The sequence below is a fragment of the Paraburkholderia sp. RL17-337-BIB-A genome, assembly GCF_046025895.1.
GTDB lineage: Bacteria > Pseudomonadota > Gammaproteobacteria > Burkholderiales > Burkholderiaceae > Paraburkholderia > Paraburkholderia fungorum_C.
Genome location: NZ_JARESY010000004.1, coordinates 485,289 through 508,371, shown reverse-complemented (window position 1 = coordinate 508,371; position 23,083 = coordinate 485,289). Strand labels below are relative to the sequence as shown.

The window sequence follows — 23,083 nt, the reverse complement described above, 5'->3', positions numbered from 1 at the left end:
ACCGGACTCGCCTGGAATCCATCGATCGGTTTCTGACCGCTTTATCGCCCCTGGTTGCGTCTTGTTGGGCGCTCATCAACTTGCCAATGCCCTCTGCGCCTGATCGGTAACCGGGTAAACTAATTGTAAATCGTTGCGAGTCACCACGTGATTACTTTGGATGAGGCCAACACGCGTGCGGGCCTGCACCCCATTCAACAGCGGAATGCAACGTGCAGGTGTCGGGCGAGGTCGCCGGCAGACGAGGGGGGACAATGATCATCGCGAATTGTCAGACCATTGATCGGGTCTACATGACGGCGGGCTCGGCCCTCTACCGTGCCCGCCGCTTGACCGATGGGATGCCGGTGCTTCTGAAGCTCCTTCCTGAACACGCCGGCACGGCTCAATCCGCTCGTTTCAAGCGCGAATACCTGCTACTTCAAACATTGAACGTCGCGGGCGTTGCCAAACCGCTTACCCTGATCGATGACAGCGGACGCCTGGTGCTGATTCTGGAAGACTTCCCGGGCGAATCGCTCGAGACCATTTTGTGTCACGGCCCGCGCCTTGACCTGGCTCGCTGCCTGACTATCGCCCATCACCTGGCCGATGCCCTGGCGGGTATCGATACCGCTCACGTCATCCATCGAGATCTGCGGCCGGCCAATCTTCTGATCGCAGAAACTGACCATGTTCTGCTGGTGGATGTCAGCCTTGCGACGACCCAGGAACACACCGTCTTGCCAGATGACGTTGTCGTATCCGTGGGCGAGTGGGCGTACATGTCCCCCGAGCAAACCGGCCGCATGAATCGCCCGGTAGATTACCGGACCGATTGCTATTCGATGGGCGTGTTGCTCTATCGCATGCTGACCGGTCAGTTGCCGTTCCAGGCGAGCGATCCGCTGGAATGGGCGCATTGCCATATCGCCCGCATGCCGCCGCCGCCGTGCGAGGTCGCGCCCGCGGTGCCGCAACCGGTGTCGGACATCGTGATGAAGCTGTTGGCCAAACTACCGGAGGATCGCTATCAAAGCATGCGTGGAGTGCAAGCCGATCTCGACCGCTGTCTGGTGCAATGGCGTGCCTCCGGCCGCATCGAGCCGTTCCGGCTCGGCACGGACGATCTATCGGATCGTTTCCAGATTCCACACAGACTGTACGGGCGCGATCAGGAGTCGAATATGCTTTTCGGTGTATTCGAACGCATGGCGTCCACCGGCCGGACGGTGCTTGCCACCGTATCCGGGTACTCGGGCATCGGCAAATCGTCGCTGGTCGACGCGCTGCGCAAGCCGATTGTCACGAAGCATGGCTACTTCATTTCAGGCAAGTTTGATCAGTACCACCGAGACATTCCCTATGCCACTCTTACGCAAGCGTTTGGCGAGCTGGTGCAGCAGCTGCTGGCCGGAAGTGCAGCACGCATCGCCGGCTGGCGGCAACAACTGCAGGCTGCGGTCGGGGTCAATGGCCAACTCATTCTCGACGTGCTGCCCAAAGTCGAGTTGATCATCGGCCCCCAGGCTCCGGTACCGGCGCTGCCGCCGACGGAGGCCCAAAACCGGTTCCGCCTGGTCTTCCGGCAATTCGTGACGGTGTTCACGAGCAAGGCACACCCGCTAGTCGTCTTTCTCGACGACCTGCAATGGATCGACGCGGCCAGCCTGGCGCTCGTCGAGCACCTGCTCACGCACCCTGACACCTCCTATCTCCTGCTGATCGGCGCCTATCGCGACAACGAAGTGAGCGGGACGCATCCGCTTATGAAGAGCCTCGACGCGATCCGTTACAGTGGCACGCCGGTGGTCGACATCCAGCTCGCGCCGTTGTCCGCCGCGCATCTGAACCAGTTGGTGGCCGACACGCTGCATGCGCCACCCGCGTCCTGCGAGCCGCTCACACACCTCATTTGCGAACGCACCGAGAGCAACCCGTTTTTCTTTATCCAGTTCCTGGATGCGCTGCACAAGGAGGGGTTGCTACGGCGTGATGCACCGGTCCAGGCATGGCGGTGGGACCTGGAACAGATCAAAGCGAAAGACTTTGCCGACAACGTCGTCGACCTGATGTTGGGCAAGTTACGGCAACTGCCGATCCCGGCACAGGAAGCGCTGCAGCTGGCCGCTTGCCTAGGCAACAAGTTCGACCTGCGGATTCTCGCGCTGGTTAGCGGCCAGGCCGAGGTTGAGCGCCACCTTGCGCCTGCCCTGCGCGAAAATCTGATCTTGCGCACTCACGGCAGCGGGAAGTTCCTGCATGACCGGATCCAGCAAGCGGCTTATTCACTGATCCCCGAAGGACGCCGCAGTGAAGTACACCTGCACATCGGTCGCGTGCTCCTCGCGAGCATGACGGCCGACGAGCTTGCCGATCATCTGTTCGATGTGGCGAACCAGTTCAACCGGGGCGCCACGCTGATCACGGCACAGGAGGAGCGTGAGCGCGTAGCTGAACTTAATCTCAGCGCTGGCCTGCGTGCCAAGACAGCGACGGCGTACGCCTCGGCACTGGCCTACTTCACCGCTGGCGACGCACTGGTGGCAGAGGATGGTACGAACCGGCACGATGCCCTCACGTTCTCGCTCGGTGTTCAGCGTGCCGAATGCGAATTCCTGACCGGCTACCTGACCACGGCGGATGAGCGACTGTCGACGCTTTCAGAGCGCGCCGCAAACCTCATCGACGAAGCCTCCGTCACGTGCCTGCGCATGGCACTTTATATGAACGCGGGACAAGCCGATCGTGCCGTTGAAGTGAGCCTCGAATATCTGCGCGCCGTCGGCATCACGTGGTCGGCGCACCCGGGAAAGGAGGACGTGCAACAGGAGTACGAGCACTTGTGGCAACGGATGGGCAACCGCTCGATCGAGCAGCTCCTCGATTTGCCCTTGATGACCGATCCCGTCTCCCGCGCCACCCTGGACGTGCTAACCGCCGTTCAGCCGCCGGCCCATGCCACCGACATGAACCTGTATTGTCTGATCGCCGGCCGTATGGCGAATCTGAGCCTCGAGCGTGGCAACAGTGATGGATCGGGATTCGCCTATGTCATGCTCGGCATGACCCTCGGGCCGCAGTTCGGCGATTACCGGGCCGGCTTCCGGTTCGGCAAGCTCGGCGTCGATCTCGTCGAGAAGCACCGGATGGATCGCTTCAAAGCCCGCGTCTACGCGGGCTTTGGCGCCTTCATCGTTCCCTGGACGAAGCACATACGCTCGGCTCGCGCCTTACTGCGGCTTGCCTTCGACACGGCCAACCAGACCGGCGACCTCACCTTCTCGGGCTACTGCTGCAACAACCTGATCACCAATCTTCTAGGTGCCGGAGATCCGCTCGGCGATGTGCAGCGAGAAGCTGAAAGCAGCTTCGAGTTCGCACGCAAAATGCAGTTCGACTTCGTCGCCGACATAATCGCTACCCAACTCGCGCTGATCAAAACACTGCGCGGCATGACGCCGGAATTCGGCTCCTTCAACGATGCTGCGTTTGACGAAGACCGGTTCGAGCAGCATCTGGGTGCAGATCCGGGGCTGGCACTCTCCGCTTGCTGGTATTGGATTCGCAAGTTGCAAGCGCGCTTCCATGCAGGTGACTATGCTGGCGCAATCGCGGCGGCATCGAATGCTGAACCGTTGCTGTGGACGTCACCCTTCTGCTTCGAGGTGGCGGAATATCATTTCTATGCCGCGCTGGCGCGCGCCGCACACTGCGATGCGGTATCGGCTGACGAACAAACCGGGCATCTGGAGGCGCTGTCCGCTCACCGTGAGCAGCTCGAGGCGTGGGCGAACAGTTGCCCCGAGAATTTCACGAACCGTGCCGCGCTGATCGCCGCGGAGATTGCCCGACTCCAGGGGCACGACGCCGACGCCATGCGGCTTTACGAACAGGCCATTCGATCGGCGCGCGAGCACCATTTCGTCCAGAACGAAGCAATCGCCTATGAGCGTGCATCGGCGTTCTGCCGGACGCGTGGATTCGAGACAATTGCCGACGCCTATATGCGAAAGGCGCGTGACTGCTTTGCGCGTTGGGGCGCCGACGGCAAGGTCAGGCAGATCGACGCGCGTGCGCCGCAACTGCGCGAAGAGCCGGCTTTATCGGCTGCCACTGAGTTCGGTAACGTTGAACAACTGGATCTGCTGTCGGTCACCAAGGCCTCACAGGCCATCTCTGGCCAGATCGTGCTCGAGGATCTCGTCGACACGCTGATGCACATCCTGCTTGAAAATGCCGGGGCGCAGACCTGCCATTTGCTGCTCGCACGCAACGAGAGCCTGGTCCTCGCGGCCGAAGCGAGCGTCGAGCAGCAGACAATCCAGGTACGGCGGCATCTGGGCCGGACGCTGCCCGCACAGGCGGTGCCGGAATCGTCCATCCGCGAATCGGTGTTGCCCGCGTCCATCACCAATTACGTGCGGCGCTGCCACGAGCGGGTATTGCTGGCGGATGCGATGCAATCGAATCCCTTTGCGGCAGACGACTACTTTGCCCGCCGGCGACCGAAGTCGGTGTTATGCCTGCCGATCATGCGGCGCTCCGCGTTGATCGGCCTGTTGTATCTGGAGAACAACCTGGCCACGCATGCGTTCACACCCAAACGCGTGACCGTGCTGGAACTGCTGGCCTCCCAGGCTGCCATCTCGCTGGAGAACGCGCTGCTTTATGCCGATCTGCAGCGGGAGAACAGCGAGCGCAAGCTCGCCGAGGAGGAACTCCGCGAGCGCGAAGCACGCATCCGGCGGCTCGTCGAGTCGAACATCATCGGCGTGTTCTTCTGGGACATGGCGGGTAACATTAACGACGCTAACGACGCGTTTCTCCGGATCATAGGTTATTCGCGAGAAGATCTGCTGTCAGGCAATGTTCAATGGGCCACCATGACGCCGCCGGAATATCGCGCCGCCGATGAGCGGGCGCTTGAAGAAGTCCGGCAGCACGGGGGCTGCCAGTCCTACGAGAAGGAATATATCCGCAAGGACGGCCGCCGCGTTCCGGTTCTGCTCGGCGGCGCGCTCATGGAAGGTTCGCAGGAATACGGCGTGGGATTCGTGCTCGACCTGACCGAACAAAAGGAGGCCGAGACGGAACTCGCAGCGCGGCGGACCGCGGCCACGGTAGCGGAAGAGCAATTGCAGGCTTTGCAGGTGGAGCTGGCTCATGCAGCGCGCGTAACGACGCTTGGGGAACTGAGCGCATCCATCGCTCACGAAGTAGGCCAGCCGCTCGGCGCGATCGTCACCAGTGGCGAAGCCTGCCTGCGATGGCTCGGCCACAAGCAGCCGCAGCCGGAAGAAGTGCGGGCTTGTGTGGAGCATATGATCGGCGAAGGTAGGCGCGCGAGCGAAATTGTCCGACGTATCCGCACGCTCACCATGAAGGCTATCCCGCGGAAGACACAGCTGGAACTCAACGATGTGATCAATGACGTGGTAGCCCTGGTTCGGCGCGAAGTCTTGAATCATCGTGTTTCGTTGCGCCTCGAGCTTGGCTCCGGGTTGCCTCCGTTGCTCGGCGATCGGGTCCAGCTTCAGCAAGTGCTCATCAATCTGGTCATAAACGGTATCCAGGCGATGGCTGACATCGGCGACGACCCACGTGAACTCCTGATCGAGTCCCATCGGGATGGCGATGGGCAGGTGGTCGTCGCTGTACAGGATTCTGGCCCGGGCGTCGATCCGGAAAGCGCAGATCGGCTATTCGACGCTTTCTTCACCACGAAGGCCGAAGGAATGGGCATGGGATTGTCGATCTGCCGTTCGATTATCGAAGCCCACGGAGGACAGGTGTGGGCGTCCAACAATGCTGGGCACGGGGCCATTTTCCAGTTCAGCCTGCCTTCGATTAGCGACGCGTCCTGAAGGGCAATCCGGGCGTAATAAACGGGGCAATAATCGGTAAAGTTTGAAAACACGAGCGAAACGCATCCGGGATTAACGCTACGCTCATGAACCGTCTATACATTCGTATCATTTCCGCGCGGCGGCTTCCGAGCTACGATTGATTTGAATCGCATGCCACACGATTTGTCTGGCACGCTCAGCTTTCAGTATGTCGAGGCCCGTCGCTTGTGTCTTCTCAAATTATTTCCATCGTCGATGACGATGAGGGTGCCCGGGTGGCGACCGCGAGTCTGGTCCGTTCGCTAGGGTGGCAGGCACGAGTGTTTGCATCGGCGGAAGAATTTCTGAGGTCAGGGTTAATCGGTGAAACTTCATGCCTGATTTCGGATATACGGATGCCGGGTTTATCCGGAATCGAACTGCACGACCGCCTGCTAGCCCTCGGGTACGCAATTCCGATCATTTTCACCACGGGATTCCCGACTGCCGCCCTTGAGGCGAAAATCCAGGCCAGAGGCGCCCCCCCTTTCCTCGAGAAGCCCGTTGATGCCACCACGGTCGAGCGCTTGCTCAATCTTGCACTGGGTCGGTCATAGCGCGTTGGCAGCTCGTCAGTAGACAACCGCCGCGCCAGGCCACACATCCAGGCCCTCACAGCTTCAATTCCCCTGCGTCTTCAGACAATTTGGTGCCCGCATGGCTTCACGCCAACGGATATTGTCTTTCGAATAAGAACTTCATTGCGAAAGACACATTTCATCGCCTTCAGCAATTGCGCGAGTTATACGCGGGTATGAGATTCCTATCCACATGCAGGGGCGTCCGAACCGTTCGTAGAATGGTTTCGCGTGCCTCCGACCTGTACATTGTTCTCAAGGCCAATGTGCAAGCGCGATGCGCCTGACATGGTCAGTCTTGTTCATCACCAGTTCGTTCGATCAATACGCGAACCTGAATCCGGTTTCCTGACGATTGATGCTCACCGTTCGTCTCGCGGCTCAGGCTGTGGGCCTGCTGCGCAATCGTAGCCCGTTCTGTCAGCCGGTGGTGGCCGCCGCAATTGCGGCATATCCGAAGGAGGAGCAGACAGTGATGACCATCGTGCTTATCTACACGTCCGGCTTCCTTGCCGTCGTGGCGACTGCGCTTGTCGCGATGATTAAAACCATAACGCGCCCAAATCGTTGAAACGCGGACATGTCGTATCTATCCGCTGCCGTTGTGCGCACCTGCGTGATTTGACCACTCACATTTTCAATGTTGTGGAGGTTGTCATGTTTATCCAGTCCAATCAGATAGCACTGCCGGTTCCGTTCGACCTCGACCTGCGCGCATGGGCAAAAGCCGTGTACGACAAGGCCGTCGGAGAGGGCTTCATTCACGCGCCCTGGGAACCTGACGATGCGATCGTCCGACGATTGCAGTCTTATTTCGACACGGGCCTGTCGCCTGCTGACGCTGTGAGCGCGTGCTTCTGTCTGAACCACTAGTGATCGGACCTGGCGCAGAGCCTGAAATCGCCCGTCTGTCCCGCCCCAATCAAATCGCACACGGGTGCCATGGCATCTTTAAGCCCGAGCCTCGCAAGCGGCGGGTCGCCACCTGCGAGGCCCAGGCATCTTGCACGGTACAGCTGTCCGGATCAGAACCCGGCGGCCAGTCCGTCGCGCCGGGTGTCGCTCGCGGCGACATAACCGCGCTCGGGATCGTTGCGATCCAGCTTCCAGATGTACTGGCCGGAGCCGAAGTCCATATACGGATCCTCGACCGACTTGATCGTATGGCCGAGACCCTCGAGCGCGCGGACCGTGTCCTCATCGAGCGTCGCCTCGACGTCGACCGAGAAGTCGCGATTGACCTTCCAGCGCGGCGCGTCGCAAGCGGCCTGCGGCTGCTGGCCGTAGTCGAGCATGCGCACGATCGATTGCAGATGGCCTTGTGGCTGCATGTCGCCGCCCATCACGCCGAAGCTCATCACCGCTTCCTGCTTGCCGTCCACCTGCTGGGTCAGGAACGCAGGGATGATCGTATGGAACGGCCGCTTGCCGCCCTCGACCACGTTCGCCGACTTCGGATCCATTGAGAACCCGTAGCCGCGGTTCTGCAGCGAAATGCCGGAGTCCGGCACCACGATGCCCGAGCCGAAGCCCATGTAGTTCGACTGGATGAAGCTGACCATCATGCCGCGCTCGTCCGCCACCGACATATAGATCGTGCCGCCCGCCTTCGGCATGCCGAAGTCGAATTGCGTGGCGCGCTTCGGGTCGATCAGCTTGGCGCGCGACTTCAGGTACGCGTCGTCGAGCATCTGTTCGGGCGTGACCTCCATCGAACGCGGATCGGCGACGTACTGGTAGACGTCGGCGAACGCGAGCTTCATGGCTTCGATCTGCAGGTGCTGCGATTCGATGCCGTCAACCGGCAGCGAGCCCACGTCGAACTGTTCGAGAATGCCGAGCGCGATCAGCGCGGCAATGCCCTGACCGTTCGGCGGAATTTCGTGCACGGTGTGGCCGCGATAGTCCTTGCTGATCGGTTCGACCCAGTCGACGCGGTAGTTGCGCAGGTCGTCCATCGTGAGCGCGCCGCCGCCCTGGCGCGAGAACGCGGCGATCTGTTCGGCGATCTCGCCTTCGTAGTACGCGCGCGGACCTAGTTCAGCGAGCTTGCGCAGCGTCTTGGCGTGACCGGGAAAGCGCACCAGTTCGCTGACTTCCGGCGCCCGGCCGCGCGGCATGAACGTGTCGGCGAAACCCGGCTGGTTCTTCAGCTCGGGCACGGCCGCCGCCCACTTGTACGCAACGACGCTCGCCACGGCATGCCCGCGCTCGGCGATCTCGATCGCCGGCTCCATCAGATCGGCGAACGGCAGCGAGCCGAACTTCTGATGCAACGCCTCCCAGCCGGCGATCACGCCCGGCACCGTCACCGCATCCCAGCCGCGCTTGGGGTGCTTCGCGAGACCGTTTTCCTCACCGTACTTACGCTTGAAGTAATCGACGTTCCATGCCGCCGGCGATACGCCGGAAGCATTCAGGCCATGCAGCTTCTTGCCGTCCCAGACGAGCGCGAACGCGTCGCTGCCGAGGCCGTTAGAGACCGGCTCGACGACCGTGATCGCCGCGGCCGCGGCAATCGCCGCATCGATGGCATTTCCGCCTTTCCACAACATGCGCAGGCCGGCTTGGGCGGCAAGCGGATGGGACGTCGAAACGATGTTGCGCGCGAACACGGGCAAGCGGGGTGTCGGATACGGGTTTTGCCAATTGAAACGTGTCATTGAAAACTCAAACGAAAGTGATGAGAGGGCAGTCGGCCGATTGAAGCGGTGATGGAATCCGGTTACGACTCGCGCGGATCGAGCGCATCACGCAGACCGTCGCCGAGCAGGTTGAAACCGAGCACGGCCAGGAAGATCGCGATGCCCGGGAAAATCGACATCCACGGCGCCTGACTGACAAAATCCTTCGCGGTGTTGAGCATCGAACCCCACGACGGCGACGGCGGCAGCTGGCCGAGCCCGAGGAACGACAGGCTCGCTTCGGCGATGATCGCGGTCGCGATTGTCAGGCTGGCCTGCACGATGATCGGCGGCAGCACGTTCGGCAGGATGTACCGCACGATGATCCGTGCGTGGCCAAGGCCGATTGCCCGCGCGCCTTCGACGTATTCCTCGGCCTTCACGGTGATCGCCTGGCCGCGCGTCAGCCGGACGAAGCGCGGCATCGCGGAGATGCCGATCGCGGCCATTGCGTTGGTCAGGCTCGGTCCGAGGAACGCGGCGAGGGCGATAGCGAGGATCAGGAACGGAATCGACAGCAACGCATCGGCGATTCGCGAGATCACGCCGTCGACGAGCTTGCCGAAATAGCCGGCCAGCAAGCCGAGCGGCACGCCGATCACGACCGCGATGCAGACCGACACGACGCCCGCCAGCAGCGACGCGCGCGCGCCCCACAGCAGACGGCTCAGCACGTCGCGGCCGAGTTCGTCGGTGCCGAACCAGTGCGCGGCCGAAGGCGCCTGGCGCACAGTCATGAAGCTAGCCTGCACCGGGTCGTAATGTGACAGCCACGGCGCGAATACCGCCATGAAGACGATGAGCAGCACGAGCGCCGCGCCAAACACGGCGGCGCGATTGCGCATGAATTTCACGATTCCGCGGCGCTTGCGGCGCGGCAGTACGGTCGCCTGCGACGCAGCGGCCGATGCGTGAGCGGGGGTGGCGGGAGTAGCCATCAGCTGCGTCTCAGTCGAGGATTGAGGAGGACGTACAACACATCGGCGCACAGGTTCACGACGATGAAGCACAGCGCGGTGACGAGCACGACACCCTGCACGACCGCGTAGTCGCGATTGAACACGGCATCCACGATCAGCTTGCCGAAGCCGGGGATCGTGAAAACCTGCTCGGTCAGCACCGCACCCGCGAGCAGTTCGCCGAACAGCAGCGCGAGCACGGTGACGATCGGAACCAGCGCGTTGCGAAATGCGTGCTTGACGACGACGGTGCCGCGCAGCAGTCCTTTGGCACGCGCGGTGCGGATATAGTCGGTGCGCAGCACGCTCAGCATCGCGCTGCGCGTGTGGCGCATCAATTGCGCGCCGAGCGAGGCGCCGAGCACGAACGCGGGCATCAGCATGGTCTTGATGCTGAGCCAGAAGTCTTCGGCCGGCGACACGTAGCCGGACGACGGCAACAGATGCCAGCGCACCGACACAATGAAGATCAGCATGATCCCGAGCCAGAAGTTCGGGATCGACATGCCGGACAGCGCGAAGACGTTCGCTCCGTAATCGAGCGCGCCGCCGCGGCTTGCCGCGGAGATGACGCCCAACGGAATGCCGATGCCGATTGCGAAGATCATCGCCATCGCCGCGAGCTGCAGCGTGACCGGCAGCTTCTGCGCGATCAGCGACGTCACCGGCACGTCGGTGCGCAGCGACGCGCCGAGATCGCCATGCACGACGTCGCGGACCCACAGCGCGTACTGCGTCGGCACCGGCTCGTCGAGGTGGTACTTGACGCGCAGCGACGCGATCAACTGCGGATCCTGATCTTCCCCGGCCATCGCCGTCACCGGATCGCCAGGCAGCAGCTTCTGCAGGCCAAAGATCAGCATCGACACGAGAATCAGCGTCGGAATGGCGACCAGCACGCGATTTGCAATGATCTGCAACATGATCGGTCAGCCCTTGATACTGACGCCGCGCAGGCGGATCAGGCCGTCGGGATAGGGCGTGAAGCCTTGCACCTTCTTCGACAGCTCGAACGGCCACGGCTGGTTATAGACATAGATGATCGGATCGTCGTCGGCGAGCACCTTCGAGGCCGCGTCGTACTCCGTTTTGCGCTCCGCGGTGGTCAGTTTCACGCGCGCGGCGTCGAGCAACTGGTCGACGCCGGGGTTGCAGTAATGCGCGTAATTGAGGTTACCGGCGCACGTGTTGAACTGATGCAGGTTGCCGTCCGGATCGACCCGGCCCGACCAGCCGAGGTACATCGCTTCGAAGTCGCCGCTGTGGGCAGCATTGAGTTCGGTCGCATAGTCGGTCGGCCGCAGCTTCAGGTTGAAGCCGGCTTCGCTGACCATCGCCTGCATCATCTGCACGATCTGGCTCGACACCGTGTTGTTCGGGTAAGTGAACTCGATGTCGACGTGCTCGTGGCCCGCCGCCTTCAGCAGCGCCTTCGCCTTCGCGATGTCGCGATGCTGCATCGGCAGCGACGCGTTGTAGTACGGGCTCGACTTCGGCACCGCCTGATTGGCCGGCGCGAAGATGCCCGCGCCGATCACCTGGTTGATCGCGTCACGGTCGATCGCGAGTTCGAATGCCTGCCGCACGCGCTTGTCTCTCAGCACCGCGTTGCTGCGCTTGCCGTTACCGATGTTGAACGTAACGTAGTAGTAGCCGAAGCCGCTGACCGGCGCGAACTTGAAGTTCGTGTCGCTCTTGACCGACGCGACATCGGACGGCGCGAGGCGCTCAAGCATGTCGAGCGAACCCGAGCGCAGATTGGCGAGGCGCACGGTGCTGTCCGGGATCGGCAGGAACACCACGCGTTGGATCGGGTATTTGTCGGCGTCCCAGTAGCCAGGGAATTTCTCGAGCACGACGCGATCGTTCTGCACGCGCTGAACGAACTTGTACGGACCCGAACACACCGGATGCGCGGCAACGCCGGCCGGATCGGCGAACGTCTTCGGCGCGAGCATCATACCGGCGCGGTCGGTCAGCGTCGCGAGCAGCGAGGCGTCCGGCTGCTTCAACACGATTGCAACCGTGTAGTCGTCGATTACGTCGACGTGATCGACCGACGCAAGTTCGCTCTTGCGGTTGCTCGTCTGCAGCGTGCGGTCGCGGTCGAGGTTCGCCTTGACGGCGGCAGCGTTGAACGGCTCGTCGTCCTGGAACTTCACCCCTTGGCGCAGCTTGAACGTCAGCGTCTTGCCGTCGGCGCTCGTCGTCCACGACGTTGCCAGCATCGGCACGATCTTCAGGTCAGGCGTGATATCGACCAGCGCGTTGCACATCGACGCAAACACGATCCGGTCGACGAGCTGCACGCTGCGTGCGGGGTCGAGCGAACCGATGTCGTCCTGCAAGCCGATCCGTATCGTCTGACCGGTCTGGGCCATCGCGGCGCTGGCGCTGAGTGCGAGCGCCGCGGCAATCAACATTCTTCGCATGAGGACTTTCCCTTTGTATGCCAATTCATAAAACGGTGTGGTGAAGGGGCAGCGGCGCGACGCGCGCCTCGGTTCTTCACTCGAATTTCATCTCGACCACCGGCTCAGTCGCCGCCAGCGGCGGCCAGCGTCGCCTGGCGGTCGCGGTAGATCGCGAGCCGCTCGATCAATTTCGGGCTGACGCTCGTGGCCAGCGGTGCGCCGCCGCCGGCGTTCTGGATCTCGCGCCAGAAGTGGCACGCGACCTGCCGTCCGTCCTCGAGTCGTTCGCTGACCGGTCGCGCTTGCGCGCAGTGCGGCTTCGCATGCGGACAGCGCGTATGGAAACGGCAACCGGAAGGCGGCGCGGTCGGACTCGGCAGATCGCCGGACAACGCAGGCTTCGCACGCCGCTCGTGCGGACTGCTCGCCGGAATCGCACGCAGCAGCGCTTGCGTGTACGGATGCAGCGGCGCGTCGAACAGTGCATCGACATCGGCCAGCTCGACGATCTCGCCGAGATACATCACGGCGACGCGGTCGCTCATATGGCGGATCACCGCGAGGTCATGCGCAACCATGATCAGCGTGAGGCCGAGGTCCTGTTTCAGTGTCTCGAGAAGATTGATCACCTGCGCCTGCACGGAGACGTCGAGCGCCGACACCGGCTCGTCGCCGACGATCAGCTTCGGCTCACCGGCCAATGCGCGCGCGATGCCGATCCGTTGTCGCTGGCCGCCGGAGAATTCGTGCGGGTAACGGTCCGCGTAGGCCGGTTGCAGGCCGACCGTGCGCAGCAGTTGGGCGACGCGCTCGCGGTGCTCGGCGCCGTTGTGCGCGAGCCCGTGCAGCGCGATCGGCTCGCCGACGATCTGGCCGATCGTCATGCCCGGATTCAGCGACGCGAACGGATCCTGAAAGATGATCTGCATTTCGCGGCGCAACCGCCGCAGCGGCGCGCCTTGCTGATGCGTGATGTCCTTGCCTTGATAGAAGACGCGGCCGTCTGTCGAATCGATCAAACGCAGCAGCAGGCGGCCCAGCGTGGACTTGCCACAGCCAGATTCGCCGACGATCGCGAACGTCTCGCCGGGTTGAACCGCGAACGACACGTCGTTGACTGCATAGACGGTTGGCGTGCGCGTGAAGAGCTGCCGCGTACCGCCAAAATGCTTCGTCAGCGAGCGCGCCTCGATAATCGGCGCCGGCGAATTCGAGGCCGGCTGTGCGTACGGCGTCGGTGTAGTGGGCGTCGTCATGCAATTTCCTTGCGCAAGAGCGGCGCGGCGACCTGTTCGACCGGAGCGAGCCAGCACGCGACGCGATGCACGCCGGCGATCACCTTGTCGGGCGGCGCGGCGTCAATGCAGCGTTGTTCGGCGAACGGGCAGCGCGGCGCGAAGCGGCAGCCGTGCGGCATCAACTCGGGCGACGGCACCGAACCGCGGATCGTCGCGAGCGCGCCTTCGCGCTTGCCGACCGACGGAATCGCGCCCATCAGGCCGATCGTGTAGGGATGTTGTGGGTCGTCGAACAGATCGGCGACCGTGCCGTATTCGACGATGCGTCCCGCGTACATCACCGCCACGTGGTCGGCGACTTCCGCGACGACGCCGAGGTCGTGCGTGATCAACACCATCGCGGTGCCGGTCTCGGCCTGCAGATTTTTCACGAGCGCCAGCACCTGCGCCTGAATCGTCACGTCGAGCGCGGTCGTCGGCTCGTCAGCGATCAACAGGCGCGGGCGGTTCGCGAGCGCCATGGCGATCATCACACGTTGGCGCATGCCGCCGGAAAGCTGATGCGGGTACGCATCGAGCCGGGTTTCCGGCGCCGGGATCCGCACCAGCCGCAGCATCTCGAGCGCCTGCTCGCGCGCCTGCCCGCGATCGACATCGCGATGCCGCCGGATGCTTTCGCCGATCTGCTCGCCGACCGTGAACGCCGGGTTCAGCGACGTCATCGGCTCCTGAAAGATCATCGACAGCCGGTTGCCGCGAATGTCGGCCAGTTCGCGCTCGGACAGCGCGAACAGGTCCTTGCCTTCGAAGTGCGCGGTGCCGGCGACGCGTTGCGCAGGCGGACTCGCGAGCAGCCCCATCAGTGCGAGCGACGTCACGCTCTTGCCGCAGCCCGATTCACCAACGATGCATAGCGTCTCGCCGGTGCCGACTGAAAACGATACGTCGTGGACGAGGTTCGGCGTGTCGGCGGCGCGCGAGAACTTCAACGAAAAGCCGCGGACCTCCAGAACCGGTCGGCGGACGGCATCGGCCATGCTAGAAAACTCCATATCGCGCTGCTAGTCCTGTTCAAGGCTGTCTTGATGACGATTATGTAATGCATAACATCGCGAAAAATATTAATATTTCTTACTCACACTTAAGTTTTTCTTGGGAATGAGCGATGCCGACGCTGCGCATGTTGAGAACCTTTCGGGCCGTCGCGCGGACCGGATCATTCGCGGCCGCGGCCGGGACGGTCTCACTGACCCAGGCGGCCGTCAGCTTGCAGATGCGCGGGCTTGAACAGGCCCTCGGCCGCCAGCTGTTCGACCGCAGCGGGCGGCAGATCGCGCTGAGCCGTCACGGACAGGCGATCTGGCCGAAGGTCGAGCAGATCTTCGACCTGCTGGCCGACCTCGAGGCGACGCCGGCGGATTCGATGGTCGGGCCGGTGACCATCGGCGCGATGGTGTCGGTGATCGGCGCGCTGTCGCTGGTCGTCGCGCGTTTGAAAGCCGCGCATCCGCAACTGGATGTGCGGCTGCTGTCGTCACGTTCCGACGAGCTGGCGCGGATGGTCGAGGCGGGTGAGGTCGATATCGCGGCGATCGTCGCGCATGCCGGGACGACGCTGCCTGACACGCTGAAGTGGACGACGCTATACACGGAGCCGCTGATGCTGGTGGTTAGCCGCGAAATCGGCGATAGCGATCCGCGGCGGATTCTGCGCAGCCACCCCTTTCTGCGTTTCGACCGGCGGGTGCGCACCGGGCGCGTCGTGGAGCACGCACTGCAGACAGCCGGCGTGGCGGTCAACGAATACCTCGAACTCAACTCGATCGAGACGATCGTCGCGCTGGTGCGCGAAAATGTCGGCGTCACGGTGCTGCCGCTTCTGCATCGCGGCAACTGGCGCAACGATCCGTTGCTGCGCGTGCTGCCGATTTCGGATCCACCGGTGTTGCGCACGGTCGGCATGATCCAGCGCGCGTCATATGACCGGCCCGGCATCACGCAGGCGATTATCGATACGCTGCACAGCGACTGAGCGCTTGACCCTTCTATATCCAGGCGGCTTGCGGATCACTGAAGGACTAAGACGCCGCCTACATCACACGGAAGCAGGCGGTCAGGAAAACGTAAAGATTGACTCAAGCGACCGCGCAATAAGGCAGGCCCACTGGGCGTCCCCAGCCGAGGGCTTCCTGCACAGTACGCCTCGCATGCGATTCCTCAGTTCTGGCTAGAAGGGACTGGCTCGGGCCGCCATACCTTGATCATTTCTTCGGCGAATTTTTGTGCCGCGAGGTGGCGATTTTGCCGAGGTTTTTGGACCATGCCGATTTCCCGATAGAAAGTATCCTCGCCGAGTTCAAGCGCGCTCACCCCCGTGGGCCAGGCGGCCCGCGCGACCGTTCTCGGCACGAGGGCAACACCGGCGCCGCTGGCGACCATCTGGGCAATGCCGTGCAAATCGATCAGTTCGACTGCATCTTGCACATCAAGACACGCGCGAGACAGAAATTGATCGACGAGTTGTCCGCCGAACGAGCCGCGGTCGTAACGAATGAACGGCGCCTTGCAAAGCGCATATCGCCACGGCTGCCCAGCTAACGTGTCCGGCACGAGGAGAACGAATGGTTCGAACGCGAGCCCGCACCATTCAAGTCCATTTGGCAGGGTGAACGACGGCCGGCCGATCACCGCCATGTCCAGATCTCCCGAGTCCACCTGGCCGAGCAGGTTGAGCGCTCCGCCCGTCACAATGCGGACTCGCCACGCAGGGAACAGCTGGCGAAAAGACACCACAGGTCCTGCAAGGACCGACTCCTGAACCGACGAAATTGCGCCAACCCGCAGTGTTCCTGTGTTCTCCGCGATGCTCGGCTGTTTGAGCAGGCGAGCGTAGACCGCCATCAGCTCCCCAGCCAGGCCGAGCGCCTCCTGGCCGGCCGCAGTGAGGCGAGGCATTCGGCCTGTCCGGTCGAATAGCGTTACCCCGAGTTCCTCTTCGAGCCTATGCATCTGTGCGCTGACCGCCGATTGTGTCAGACCGACGCGCGCGCCAGCACTCGAAAACGTGCCGTACTCCGCGACCGCCATAAACGTCTTGAGCTCTCGCAGCATAACGACCTATCAAAAATTTTTGTGGGACCGACAAAAATATAGCGTTTTACGCTACAGCCCGATAGGCCTAATCTGCACTTCGGCATCCGACGGATACGGCAAGGGCTCGCCTGGTTACACCCGCCAGGAAAGGGTGCCCCTGGACGCCACGCATACGCTGGCTACACGTCGAATAGCTGCATCCGTGGGCTGCGAAAACCAGATAACGTAGAAAGGAGCGAGAATGAAAATCAAGCATGTTCGCGTCACGCCTATCGCGGTCAAGAATCCGCCGCTTCTCAACAATGGCGGAATATATAGCGCATACACGGTACGTTCCATCATCGAGGTCGAGGCAGACAACGGACTGATCGGTATCGGAGAAACGTTTGGCGACCGAATGATTCTGGAGCGTCTGAATGCGATTCGCGAGAGCCTGGTTGGATTGAGTCCGTTCGATCTCAACGCGCTGAAAAAACGCACGCAATCGAACACGCCCCACCCGGGCTCCGAGGCGTATCGTTTTTTGCCGGGTTCATGGAACGGGAATCCGACCGACGCAAAAATTTTCGGTGCCTTTGAGGTGGCCTTCCTGGACCTGCAGGCGCGGCACCTCGGTATTCCCCTTTGTGAGCTGTTGGGTGGTGCCGTTCGCGACGAAGTGCCATTTTCAGCTTACCTGTTCTTCAAATACAGCAGCGAGTCCGCTCGCGAAGTCGATCCTGAATACACTGAGAACGACACGTGGGGCGAGGTCATGAATCCAGCGCAACTCGTTGGTGAGGCAACGCGCATGATCGACCGCTACGGTTTCCGCAGTATCAAGCTGAAGGCAGGCGTGTTGCGGCCTGAAGAAGATGTAGCGTGTATCAAGGCGCTCAAGAAGGCGTTTCCGAATCATCCGCTACGCATCGACACCAATGGAGGATGGTCGTTAGACACGGCCCGGCGCATGGCCGAGCTAATGGCCGACGACCTCGAGTATTACGAAGATCCGACGCCGGGCCTTGGCGGCATGTCCGACCTGCACGCCGCCACCGGTCTGCCTCTGGCCACGAACATGGTGGTCACCGATTTCGAGGAGTTTCGCCGTAACATCGGACTGAACGGTGTCCAGGTCATCTTGTCGGACCACCATTACTGGGGTGGATTGCGAGCGACCCAGCAACTTGCGCAGATGTGCGAGCTTTTCGATATCGGCCTTTCGATGCATTCGAACTGCCATCTCGGCATCAGCCTGATGGTCATGACGCACATCGCTGCCGCCACGCCGAATCTCACTTACGCCTGCGACACGCACTACCCCTGGTTCACTGACGACATTCTGCAGGAGGGGCGCGTGCCCATCGAGGGAGGAAGTGTCGCCGTGCGTGATCTGCCGGGAATCGGCGTCAATATCGACCATAAGGCGCTGGCCGAACTTCATGAACAGTTTCTGCGTTGCGGTTCGAAAGGTCGCGACGACACCTTGCAAATGCGGAAGTTCAAGCCGGATTGGGAGCGCAAAAAACCGAGATTCTAGGCCTGCATCGACCTGCATCTAATAAAAAGACATGCGGAGACAAATCAGATGAACAAGAAGATGTGGCCTTCGGTAATTACGTATGGCGCGGGTGAAGTTGGCAACAACTTCATCTACGCGATGGGAGCGATGTTTCTTCTCAACTACTATACCGATGTTGCCGGGATACCCGCTGTCGGTGTTGGCACGATGCTGCTTGCAATCCGGATATTCGATGCCGTCGCGGATATCTGGGCGGGCCGGGTCGTAGATCGCACCAGTACACGCTGGGGACGATTCCGGCCATATCTTCTCTGGCTGGCGTTACCGCTAGCGGTCGCCAACGTGTTGGTGTTTTCCGTCCCCGCGCACTGGGGAGCGGGGGCGAAACTTGCCTATGCCTACTGCAGCTACGGTTTTCTCGGCGCGTTGTTTTCATTCGTCAGCATTCCATATGGTTCACTGGCCACTGCAATCAGCCAGGATTCTGGAGTGAGGGCGATGCTTGGCGTATCGCGTGAGGTCATAGCATCTTTCACCGCGATTTTTCTGGCGATCGTAATTGCGCCCAGGATCCATCATGCCGCACACGGCGGTGGCAGCCTGCACGACATGTACACGCGCTATGTGACAATTTTCGGGTTGATCGGCGTGCTGTTCTACGCAATCTGCTTCAAAGGAACCAAGGAAGTTGTGACCCGTCGCCGGGAGGTGCAGTCGCTCGGCAACAGCTTGCGAACGATATTGAGAAACCGTGCATTGATGTTTATCTGCTTTGCGCAGGTTTGCATCATGGCCGCTTATTTCTCGATGAACGCCACGATTATCTATTTTGCCCGGTACGTTCTCGACAATCCGGAAATGATCGTCGCCATCGTCGTAGCAAGGAAGCTTCTGGGAATGCTCGTTTCCATCTCTCTGACTCAGTGGCTGGTCAAGCTCTCTGGAAGGAAAGGCGTCTTCATCGCGGGATTGTGTGTGTATATCAGTGGATTCATTGCGCTGTACTTCGTGCGTACCACGAATGCGTATGCGATTTTTGCACTCTTTAGTCTGATATCGGTTGGGCAGGTTCTCGTCTCGTCGATGGCATTCGCGCTGCAGGCCGATACCGTCGAGTATGGCGAGTATGTCAGCGGCGAGCGTCTCGAGGGCATGAGCTATGCCTTCTTTTCGTTTTCGCGCAAGTGCGGGCAGGCCTTGGGCGGTGCGGTTCCGGCATTTGTGCTCGCTGCATCCGGTTACGTGCCTAATGCGTCACACCAGACCCCACAGAGCATCGCGGGCATATATAGCGCGTTGACGTTGGTCCCGGCTGGACTGCTTGCAGTGACCTTGGCGATTTTTTTGTTCTATCCTCTCACCGAACATCGCTTTTCGGAGATTCTTGCTGAAATCAACGCGAGGCGTGCCAGGACAAATGGCACCTTATCCGCCGGTGAGGAACTTGCTCCGACCTCATCGTGCGACGTCCTTCATTGACCGTCGGAGCGAGCGTCGCCCATTGCGTCAAGGCTACCCACCGCAGGTCCGGATGCCTAAGTGGCCAGATTGCCCAGAAAGTCGCGTGTGCGCTCCGACAGATCCTGGCTTAGCCGCAAGGCGAGCGCCGAAGCCTTGGCAACTTTCGGGCGGGCGCCCTCCTCCAGTTCGTCGGCCGCAATCGTTAGCCAGTCTGGAAATTTTTCCATAAGAGCGTCAATCAACACACACGCTTGACGACGATCCTTATCCGCTTTAGCTGCGCGTGAGGCGTCCCGTAGCGTGCTGACGATAAGCTTGTGAAGGGCGAATCTCGCAGGATCAGGCAATTGCACCGGAACGACGTGTTCCTTGCCGAGAATAAAGCCACGCGTCGTGTCAGACACGAGGTATCTGAAGTATGGCAGCCCAGTCGCGTGGGCGCGTATATGCGGCAGTGGCTTGGCTTCATACGCGTCGGTACCCGGAACCAGCAGATCTACTTTCAACGGCTGGCCTCTCGCCTTGAACGACGTCGACGGTCTACGGGAGTCCAGTTCAGGTACTTCGAGAAACGAAATACTACTGTCGCGCAGAATCTCGAGAAAGCTACGGTCTTCCGGGATGGCAAGCGAAATTGAACCAGCGCTTCCAATGTCGATGTCCTCGGTCTTGTAATTGGCCGGCAGACGCACCCCCAGACTATTCAGAAGCGCGCCAAATGCGTGCGAGCCGACAAGCACCCCGCCGTGGTTGAAGATGCCGGCGTTGAACAGCGTTGCAATGGTCAGCGCCGAAGAGTTGTCGGCAGCGGCAAAGCCGGCCTTACGCAACAGCTGAACATCGGCCCCGATCGCCCGCATCTCCGCGCCCTCAAGCACCTTAGCCTCGAGCGCCGCGTCGGTAGCCGGCTCTCCCGCCCGGCCTAACGACGTTTCCTTATGCTTGCCGGACGCCAGGTAAACCCGCCAGTAGAGATACGTCTTCCCGTCAACTGTCTTGCGGGCAGCCGATCCAGGAGAATGCAGGGGAATGGACGTTTGCGTGCTGGCGTGCTCGGTGACAGAGGAATAGAGGGTTTGAAGTGCGTCGTTGTGGAAGTTCGGCATGATCGTGATACCTATACCTGTTTGTTCGATTATAAGGTATAAAAAGCAGCCTGTCGGTTTTATACCTTCCGATAATTTTATAGGGTATAAATTGCCTCGGAGCAAGTTTGAGGCAGCTGATACCATTGGAAACCACTGAAGCATCCGCCCGTGCATGAGCGGTCTGTGCCCACCGCTTCACAGCGGTACATCTTCACATGACGACTTATGGTCTGATAAAGTATTTGTCCGGCAGCGAGGAAGCGCCTCATCAGGTGCCCGGGTGCAGCCATGCATCACCAGCCACCCTCGTGCCCGATGGCGCCGTCAAGGGTGCAACGCACCGGCGACCATGAATCAATTGGAGCACGCAGCCATGAAGGCTTCACCGGCGGCGGTATCACGCACTTATGCGATGCCCGAGCGAAGCGATCGCCTCGATTTCTACATACGTGACCAAGCCACACGCCCCGCGATTGAAGAGCCGCACAAGCACGAATATTTTCAGATTCAGATCAACCTTGGCGGTGACACCGAACAGCACATCGGCGGAGTACGCCGGCCATTTCCTGCGGGCGCGGTCGCCTTTATCTTGCCGCATCGCTTGCATCTGATACCGCACCCCGCGCATTCGCGCTTCGTTGTCATCAACTTTGCGCAAACGTTTTTACGCGCCAATACGGACGGAATCGAGGATTCCCTGGACCTCGAGGATGTGCCGATCACGCAGGCGCCGGAACTCGCCCCATTCAGGCTTCAGGAGCACATCGACTTCATTCTGGAGGACGCCGATCTCGCCGAAATCGAGCCGGTTCTGTCACGCATGCTGGCGATCAATGAGACGCGGCGCTTCGGTGCGACCGCCCTCCTGCGCGGATACCTTCTTCAGCTTATCGGACTCGTATGTCAGCGATACGCGGATCAGTTACTTCGGCTTTCCTCGCGTAACGTCCAAAGACTCGGCCGACGGGACGCTCTGGTCCGTGTCGACCGTCATGTCAATGCGCATCTCGCGAGTGACACACTGTCTCTCACCTCTGCCGCCGCCGCTGCGTTTCTATCGCCGAACTATCTTACGCATCTGATCAAGAAAGAGACGGGCCGGACATTTGTCGAGTGGGTGACCGAGCGACGCATCGCACGTGCAAAGGATCTGTTGGCGAACGACAACCGGCGCATCAAGGACATTGCGTTTCTGGTCGGCTATCGCGACGAAGCCTATTTTTCGAGGCGGTTTCGTCAGTCAGTCGGGCAATCTCCGAGCGACTTTCGCGACATGCACCGGAGTGCGGGTCGACAAGACAGTGACGCAACCGCGCGCAAAGGCGCACAGTAAGATCGTCCTGATGTTCAGCGGATTTGTCCTGCATGGCGGGTTCGCAGGGCGATATCGTAGGTAGGCACATACCAATCGTAAGGCTTACCATGACCGAATACTCAGTGACACCACCCGCGATCACCTCCGTTGCCGTCAGCGGCTCGACGAGCCGCTTTCCCGTGCGCCGCGTGTTCTGTGTCGGGCGCAACTACGCAGACCATGCGCGCGAAATGGGCGCCAACCCGGACCGGGATCCTCCGTTCTTTTTTTCCAAGCCTGCCGATGCCGTCGTGCCAGCGAACGGCGTGCTTCCGTACCCTCCCCTTACCTCCGACTTGCACCATGAGATCGAACTCGTCATTGCGGTCGGCAAGGAAGGAAAAGACATTGCCCCCGAAAACGCACTCGATTTTGTCTGGGGTTACGGAGTCGGTGTCGATCTGACACGCCGGGATCTCCAGGCGACGGCGAAGAAACTGAGCCGTCCGTGGGACTGGGCGAAAGGCTTTGACGCGTCTGCGCCGGTGAGCGAGATCAAACCGGTATCCGAGTCAGGGCATCCGTCAAGCGGCCGGATCTGGTTGTCCGTGAATGGCGAAGTCCGTCAGCAAGGCGATCTCAGCGAGATGATCTGGCCTGTCGCAGACATCATCAGCTACGTGTCTCAGTCCGTCACCCTGAAACCGGGAGACCTTATCTTCAGCGGAACACCCGCTGGTGTCGCCGCGCTGCGCCCAGGCGACAAGGTCACAGGCGGAGTGGATGGCGTTGCGAACTTCAGTTTCGAGGTCGGCCCGCTGGTCGGCTGAACGAAGCGCGGGACGTAGCCACAAGACTGCCCTGCGAACAAGTGCGACCGGCGCGAACCGGGCGGCACTTTTCGCA

17 protein-coding genes are annotated in these 23,083 nt (G+C 61.1%); 9 read left to right on the top strand and 8 right to left on the bottom strand.

Annotated elements, in window-relative coordinates:
* Window positions 1–254 precede the first annotated feature (254 nt).
* From P0D84_RS47370 to P0D84_RS47355, 4 genes are all read left to right on the top strand, one after another.
* Window positions 255–5,846 carry a trifunctional serine/threonine-protein kinase/ATP-binding protein/sensor histidine kinase gene (locus P0D84_RS47370; RefSeq protein WP_408351083.1) on the top strand — a complete coding sequence of 1,864 codons (5,592 nt, stop codon included), beginning with the start codon at window positions 255–257 and terminating at the stop codon, window positions 5,844–5,846.
* Window positions 5,847–6,055: 209 nt separating this feature from the next.
* A complete protein-coding gene (locus P0D84_RS47365) occupies window positions 6,056–6,424 on the top strand; it encodes a response regulator transcription factor (protein WP_408351080.1) in 369 nt (122 codons plus the stop codon).
* 379 nt (window positions 6,425–6,803) lie between these two features.
* A complete protein-coding gene (locus P0D84_RS47360; RefSeq protein ID WP_408351077.1) occupies window positions 6,804–7,016 on the top strand; it encodes a hypothetical protein in 213 nt (70 codons plus the stop codon).
* Between the two features lie 86 nt (window positions 7,017–7,102).
* On the top strand, window positions 7,103–7,318 hold the full coding sequence (locus P0D84_RS47355) for a hypothetical protein (RefSeq protein WP_408351074.1): 216 nt from the start codon (window positions 7,103–7,105) through the stop codon (window positions 7,316–7,318).
* A gap of 152 nt (window positions 7,319–7,470) precedes the next feature.
* On the opposite strand, the gene ggt is transcribed toward P0D84_RS47355, so the two are convergent.
* From ggt to P0D84_RS47325, 6 genes are all read right to left on the bottom strand, one after another.
* The gene (gene ggt, locus P0D84_RS47350) at window positions 7,471–9,108 is read right to left on the bottom strand and encodes a gamma-glutamyltransferase (protein ID WP_408351071.1); all 1,638 of its coding nucleotides are present in this window, start codon (window positions 9,106–9,108) and stop codon (window positions 7,471–7,473) included.
* A gap of 62 nt (window positions 9,109–9,170) precedes the next feature.
* Window positions 9,171–10,067, bottom strand: a complete 897-nt coding sequence (locus P0D84_RS47345) for an ABC transporter permease (protein WP_408351068.1) — start codon at window positions 10,065–10,067, stop codon at window positions 9,171–9,173.
* Entirely contained in the window at window positions 10,067–11,011 is a 945-nt protein-coding gene (locus P0D84_RS47340) for an ABC transporter permease (protein WP_408351065.1), read from the bottom strand. Before P0D84_RS47340 ends, P0D84_RS47345 begins: the two co-directional genes overlap by 1 nt.
* A 6-nt stretch (window positions 11,012–11,017) precedes the next feature.
* Window positions 11,018–12,520: an ABC transporter substrate-binding protein gene (locus P0D84_RS47335; protein ID WP_408351062.1), complete on the bottom strand. Its 1,503-nt coding sequence runs from the start codon at window positions 12,518–12,520 to the stop codon at window positions 11,018–11,020.
* A 104-nt stretch (window positions 12,521–12,624) separates the two neighbouring features.
* Complete coding sequence (locus P0D84_RS47330; RefSeq protein WP_408351059.1) at window positions 12,625–13,758, bottom strand: ABC transporter ATP-binding protein; 1,134 nt, start codon at window positions 13,756–13,758, stop codon at window positions 12,625–12,627.
* Window positions 13,755–14,777, bottom strand: coding sequence for an ABC transporter ATP-binding protein (locus P0D84_RS47325; protein WP_408351056.1), 1,023 nt, complete (start codon window positions 14,775–14,777; stop codon window positions 13,755–13,757). Before P0D84_RS47325 ends, P0D84_RS47330 begins: the two co-directional genes overlap by 4 nt.
* 128 nt (window positions 14,778–14,905) lie before the next feature.
* Between P0D84_RS47325 and P0D84_RS47320 the strand changes: the two genes are divergently transcribed.
* On the top strand, window positions 14,906–15,772 hold the full coding sequence (locus tag P0D84_RS47320; protein ID WP_408351053.1) for a LysR substrate-binding domain-containing protein: 867 nt from the start codon (window positions 14,906–14,908) through the stop codon (window positions 15,770–15,772).
* Window positions 15,773–15,957: 185 nt separating this feature from the next.
* Here the strand turns inward: P0D84_RS47320 and P0D84_RS47315 are convergent, their stop codons facing one another.
* On the bottom strand, window positions 15,958–16,827 hold the full coding sequence (locus P0D84_RS47315; RefSeq protein ID WP_408351952.1) for a LysR family transcriptional regulator: 870 nt from the start codon (window positions 16,825–16,827) through the stop codon (window positions 15,958–15,960).
* 247 nt (window positions 16,828–17,074) lie between these two features.
* Between P0D84_RS47315 and P0D84_RS47310 the strand changes: the two genes are divergently transcribed.
* On the top strand, window positions 17,075–18,352 hold the full coding sequence (locus tag P0D84_RS47310; RefSeq protein WP_408351050.1) for a glucarate dehydratase family protein: 1,278 nt from the start codon (window positions 17,075–17,077) through the stop codon (window positions 18,350–18,352).
* A 48-nt stretch (window positions 18,353–18,400) separates the two neighbouring features.
* Complete coding sequence (locus P0D84_RS47305; RefSeq protein WP_408351047.1) at window positions 18,401–19,813, top strand: glycoside-pentoside-hexuronide (GPH):cation symporter; 1,413 nt, start codon at window positions 18,401–18,403, stop codon at window positions 19,811–19,813.
* Between the two features lie 56 nt (window positions 19,814–19,869).
* Here the strand turns inward: P0D84_RS47305 and P0D84_RS47300 are convergent, their stop codons facing one another.
* Entirely contained in the window at window positions 19,870–20,901 is a 1,032-nt protein-coding gene (locus tag P0D84_RS47300) for a GSU2403 family nucleotidyltransferase fold protein (RefSeq protein ID WP_408351044.1), read from the bottom strand.
* A gap of 355 nt (window positions 20,902–21,256) precedes the next feature.
* Between P0D84_RS47300 and P0D84_RS47295 the strand changes: the two genes are divergently transcribed.
* Both P0D84_RS47295 and P0D84_RS47290 read left to right on the top strand, forming a co-directional pair.
* The gene (locus tag P0D84_RS47295) at window positions 21,257–22,216 is read left to right on the top strand and encodes a helix-turn-helix transcriptional regulator (RefSeq protein ID WP_408351041.1); all 960 of its coding nucleotides are present in this window, start codon (window positions 21,257–21,259) and stop codon (window positions 22,214–22,216) included.
* An 89-nt stretch (window positions 22,217–22,305) separates the two neighbouring features.
* Complete coding sequence (locus P0D84_RS47290) at window positions 22,306–23,007, top strand: fumarylacetoacetate hydrolase family protein (protein WP_408351949.1); 702 nt, start codon at window positions 22,306–22,308, stop codon at window positions 23,005–23,007.
* Window positions 23,008–23,083: the final 76 nt, after the last annotated feature.

What these genes read in the sequence shown, in the direction of transcription:
- P0D84_RS47305 (WP_408351047.1), top strand. Translation starts at nt 18,401, where the DNA reads ATGAACAAGAAGATGTGGCCTTCGGTAATTACGTATGGCGCGGGTGAA.
- P0D84_RS47335 (WP_408351062.1), bottom strand. Translation starts at nt 12,520, where the DNA reads ATGCGAAGAATGTTGATTGCCGCGGCGCTCGCACTCAGCGCCAGCGCC.
- P0D84_RS47355 (WP_408351074.1), top strand. Translation starts at nt 7,103, where the DNA reads ATGTTTATCCAGTCCAATCAGATAGCACTGCCGGTTCCGTTCGACCTC.
- P0D84_RS47320 (WP_408351053.1), top strand. Translation starts at nt 14,906, where the DNA reads ATGCCGACGCTGCGCATGTTGAGAACCTTTCGGGCCGTCGCGCGGACC.
- P0D84_RS47330 (WP_408351059.1), bottom strand. Translation starts at nt 13,758, where the DNA reads ATGACGACGCCCACTACACCGACGCCGTACGCACAGCCGGCCTCGAAT.
- P0D84_RS47295 (WP_408351041.1), top strand. Translation starts at nt 21,257, where the DNA reads ATGAAGGCTTCACCGGCGGCGGTATCACGCACTTATGCGATGCCCGAG.
- P0D84_RS47300 (WP_408351044.1), bottom strand. Translation starts at nt 20,901, where the DNA reads ATGCCGAACTTCCACAACGACGCACTTCAAACCCTCTATTCCTCTGTC.
- P0D84_RS47340 (WP_408351065.1), bottom strand. Translation starts at nt 11,011, where the DNA reads ATGTTGCAGATCATTGCAAATCGCGTGCTGGTCGCCATTCCGACGCTG.
- P0D84_RS47290 (WP_408351949.1), top strand. Translation starts at nt 22,306, where the DNA reads ATGACCGAATACTCAGTGACACCACCCGCGATCACCTCCGTTGCCGTC.
- P0D84_RS47370 (WP_408351083.1), top strand. Translation starts at nt 255, where the DNA reads ATGATCATCGCGAATTGTCAGACCATTGATCGGGTCTACATGACGGCG.
- P0D84_RS47310 (WP_408351050.1), top strand. Translation starts at nt 17,075, where the DNA reads ATGAAAATCAAGCATGTTCGCGTCACGCCTATCGCGGTCAAGAATCCG.
- P0D84_RS47315 (WP_408351952.1), bottom strand. Translation starts at nt 16,827, where the DNA reads ATGGCGGTCGCGGAGTACGGCACGTTTTCGAGTGCTGGCGCGCGCGTC.
- P0D84_RS47345 (WP_408351068.1), bottom strand. Translation starts at nt 10,067, where the DNA reads ATGGCTACTCCCGCCACCCCCGCTCACGCATCGGCCGCTGCGTCGCAG.
- P0D84_RS47325 (WP_408351056.1), bottom strand. Translation starts at nt 14,777, where the DNA reads ATGGCCGATGCCGTCCGCCGACCGGTTCTGGAGGTCCGCGGCTTTTCG.
- P0D84_RS47360 (WP_408351077.1), top strand. Translation starts at nt 6,804, where the DNA reads ATGCTCACCGTTCGTCTCGCGGCTCAGGCTGTGGGCCTGCTGCGCAAT.
- ggt (WP_408351071.1), bottom strand. Translation starts at nt 9,108, where the DNA reads ATGACACGTTTCAATTGGCAAAACCCGTATCCGACACCCCGCTTGCCC.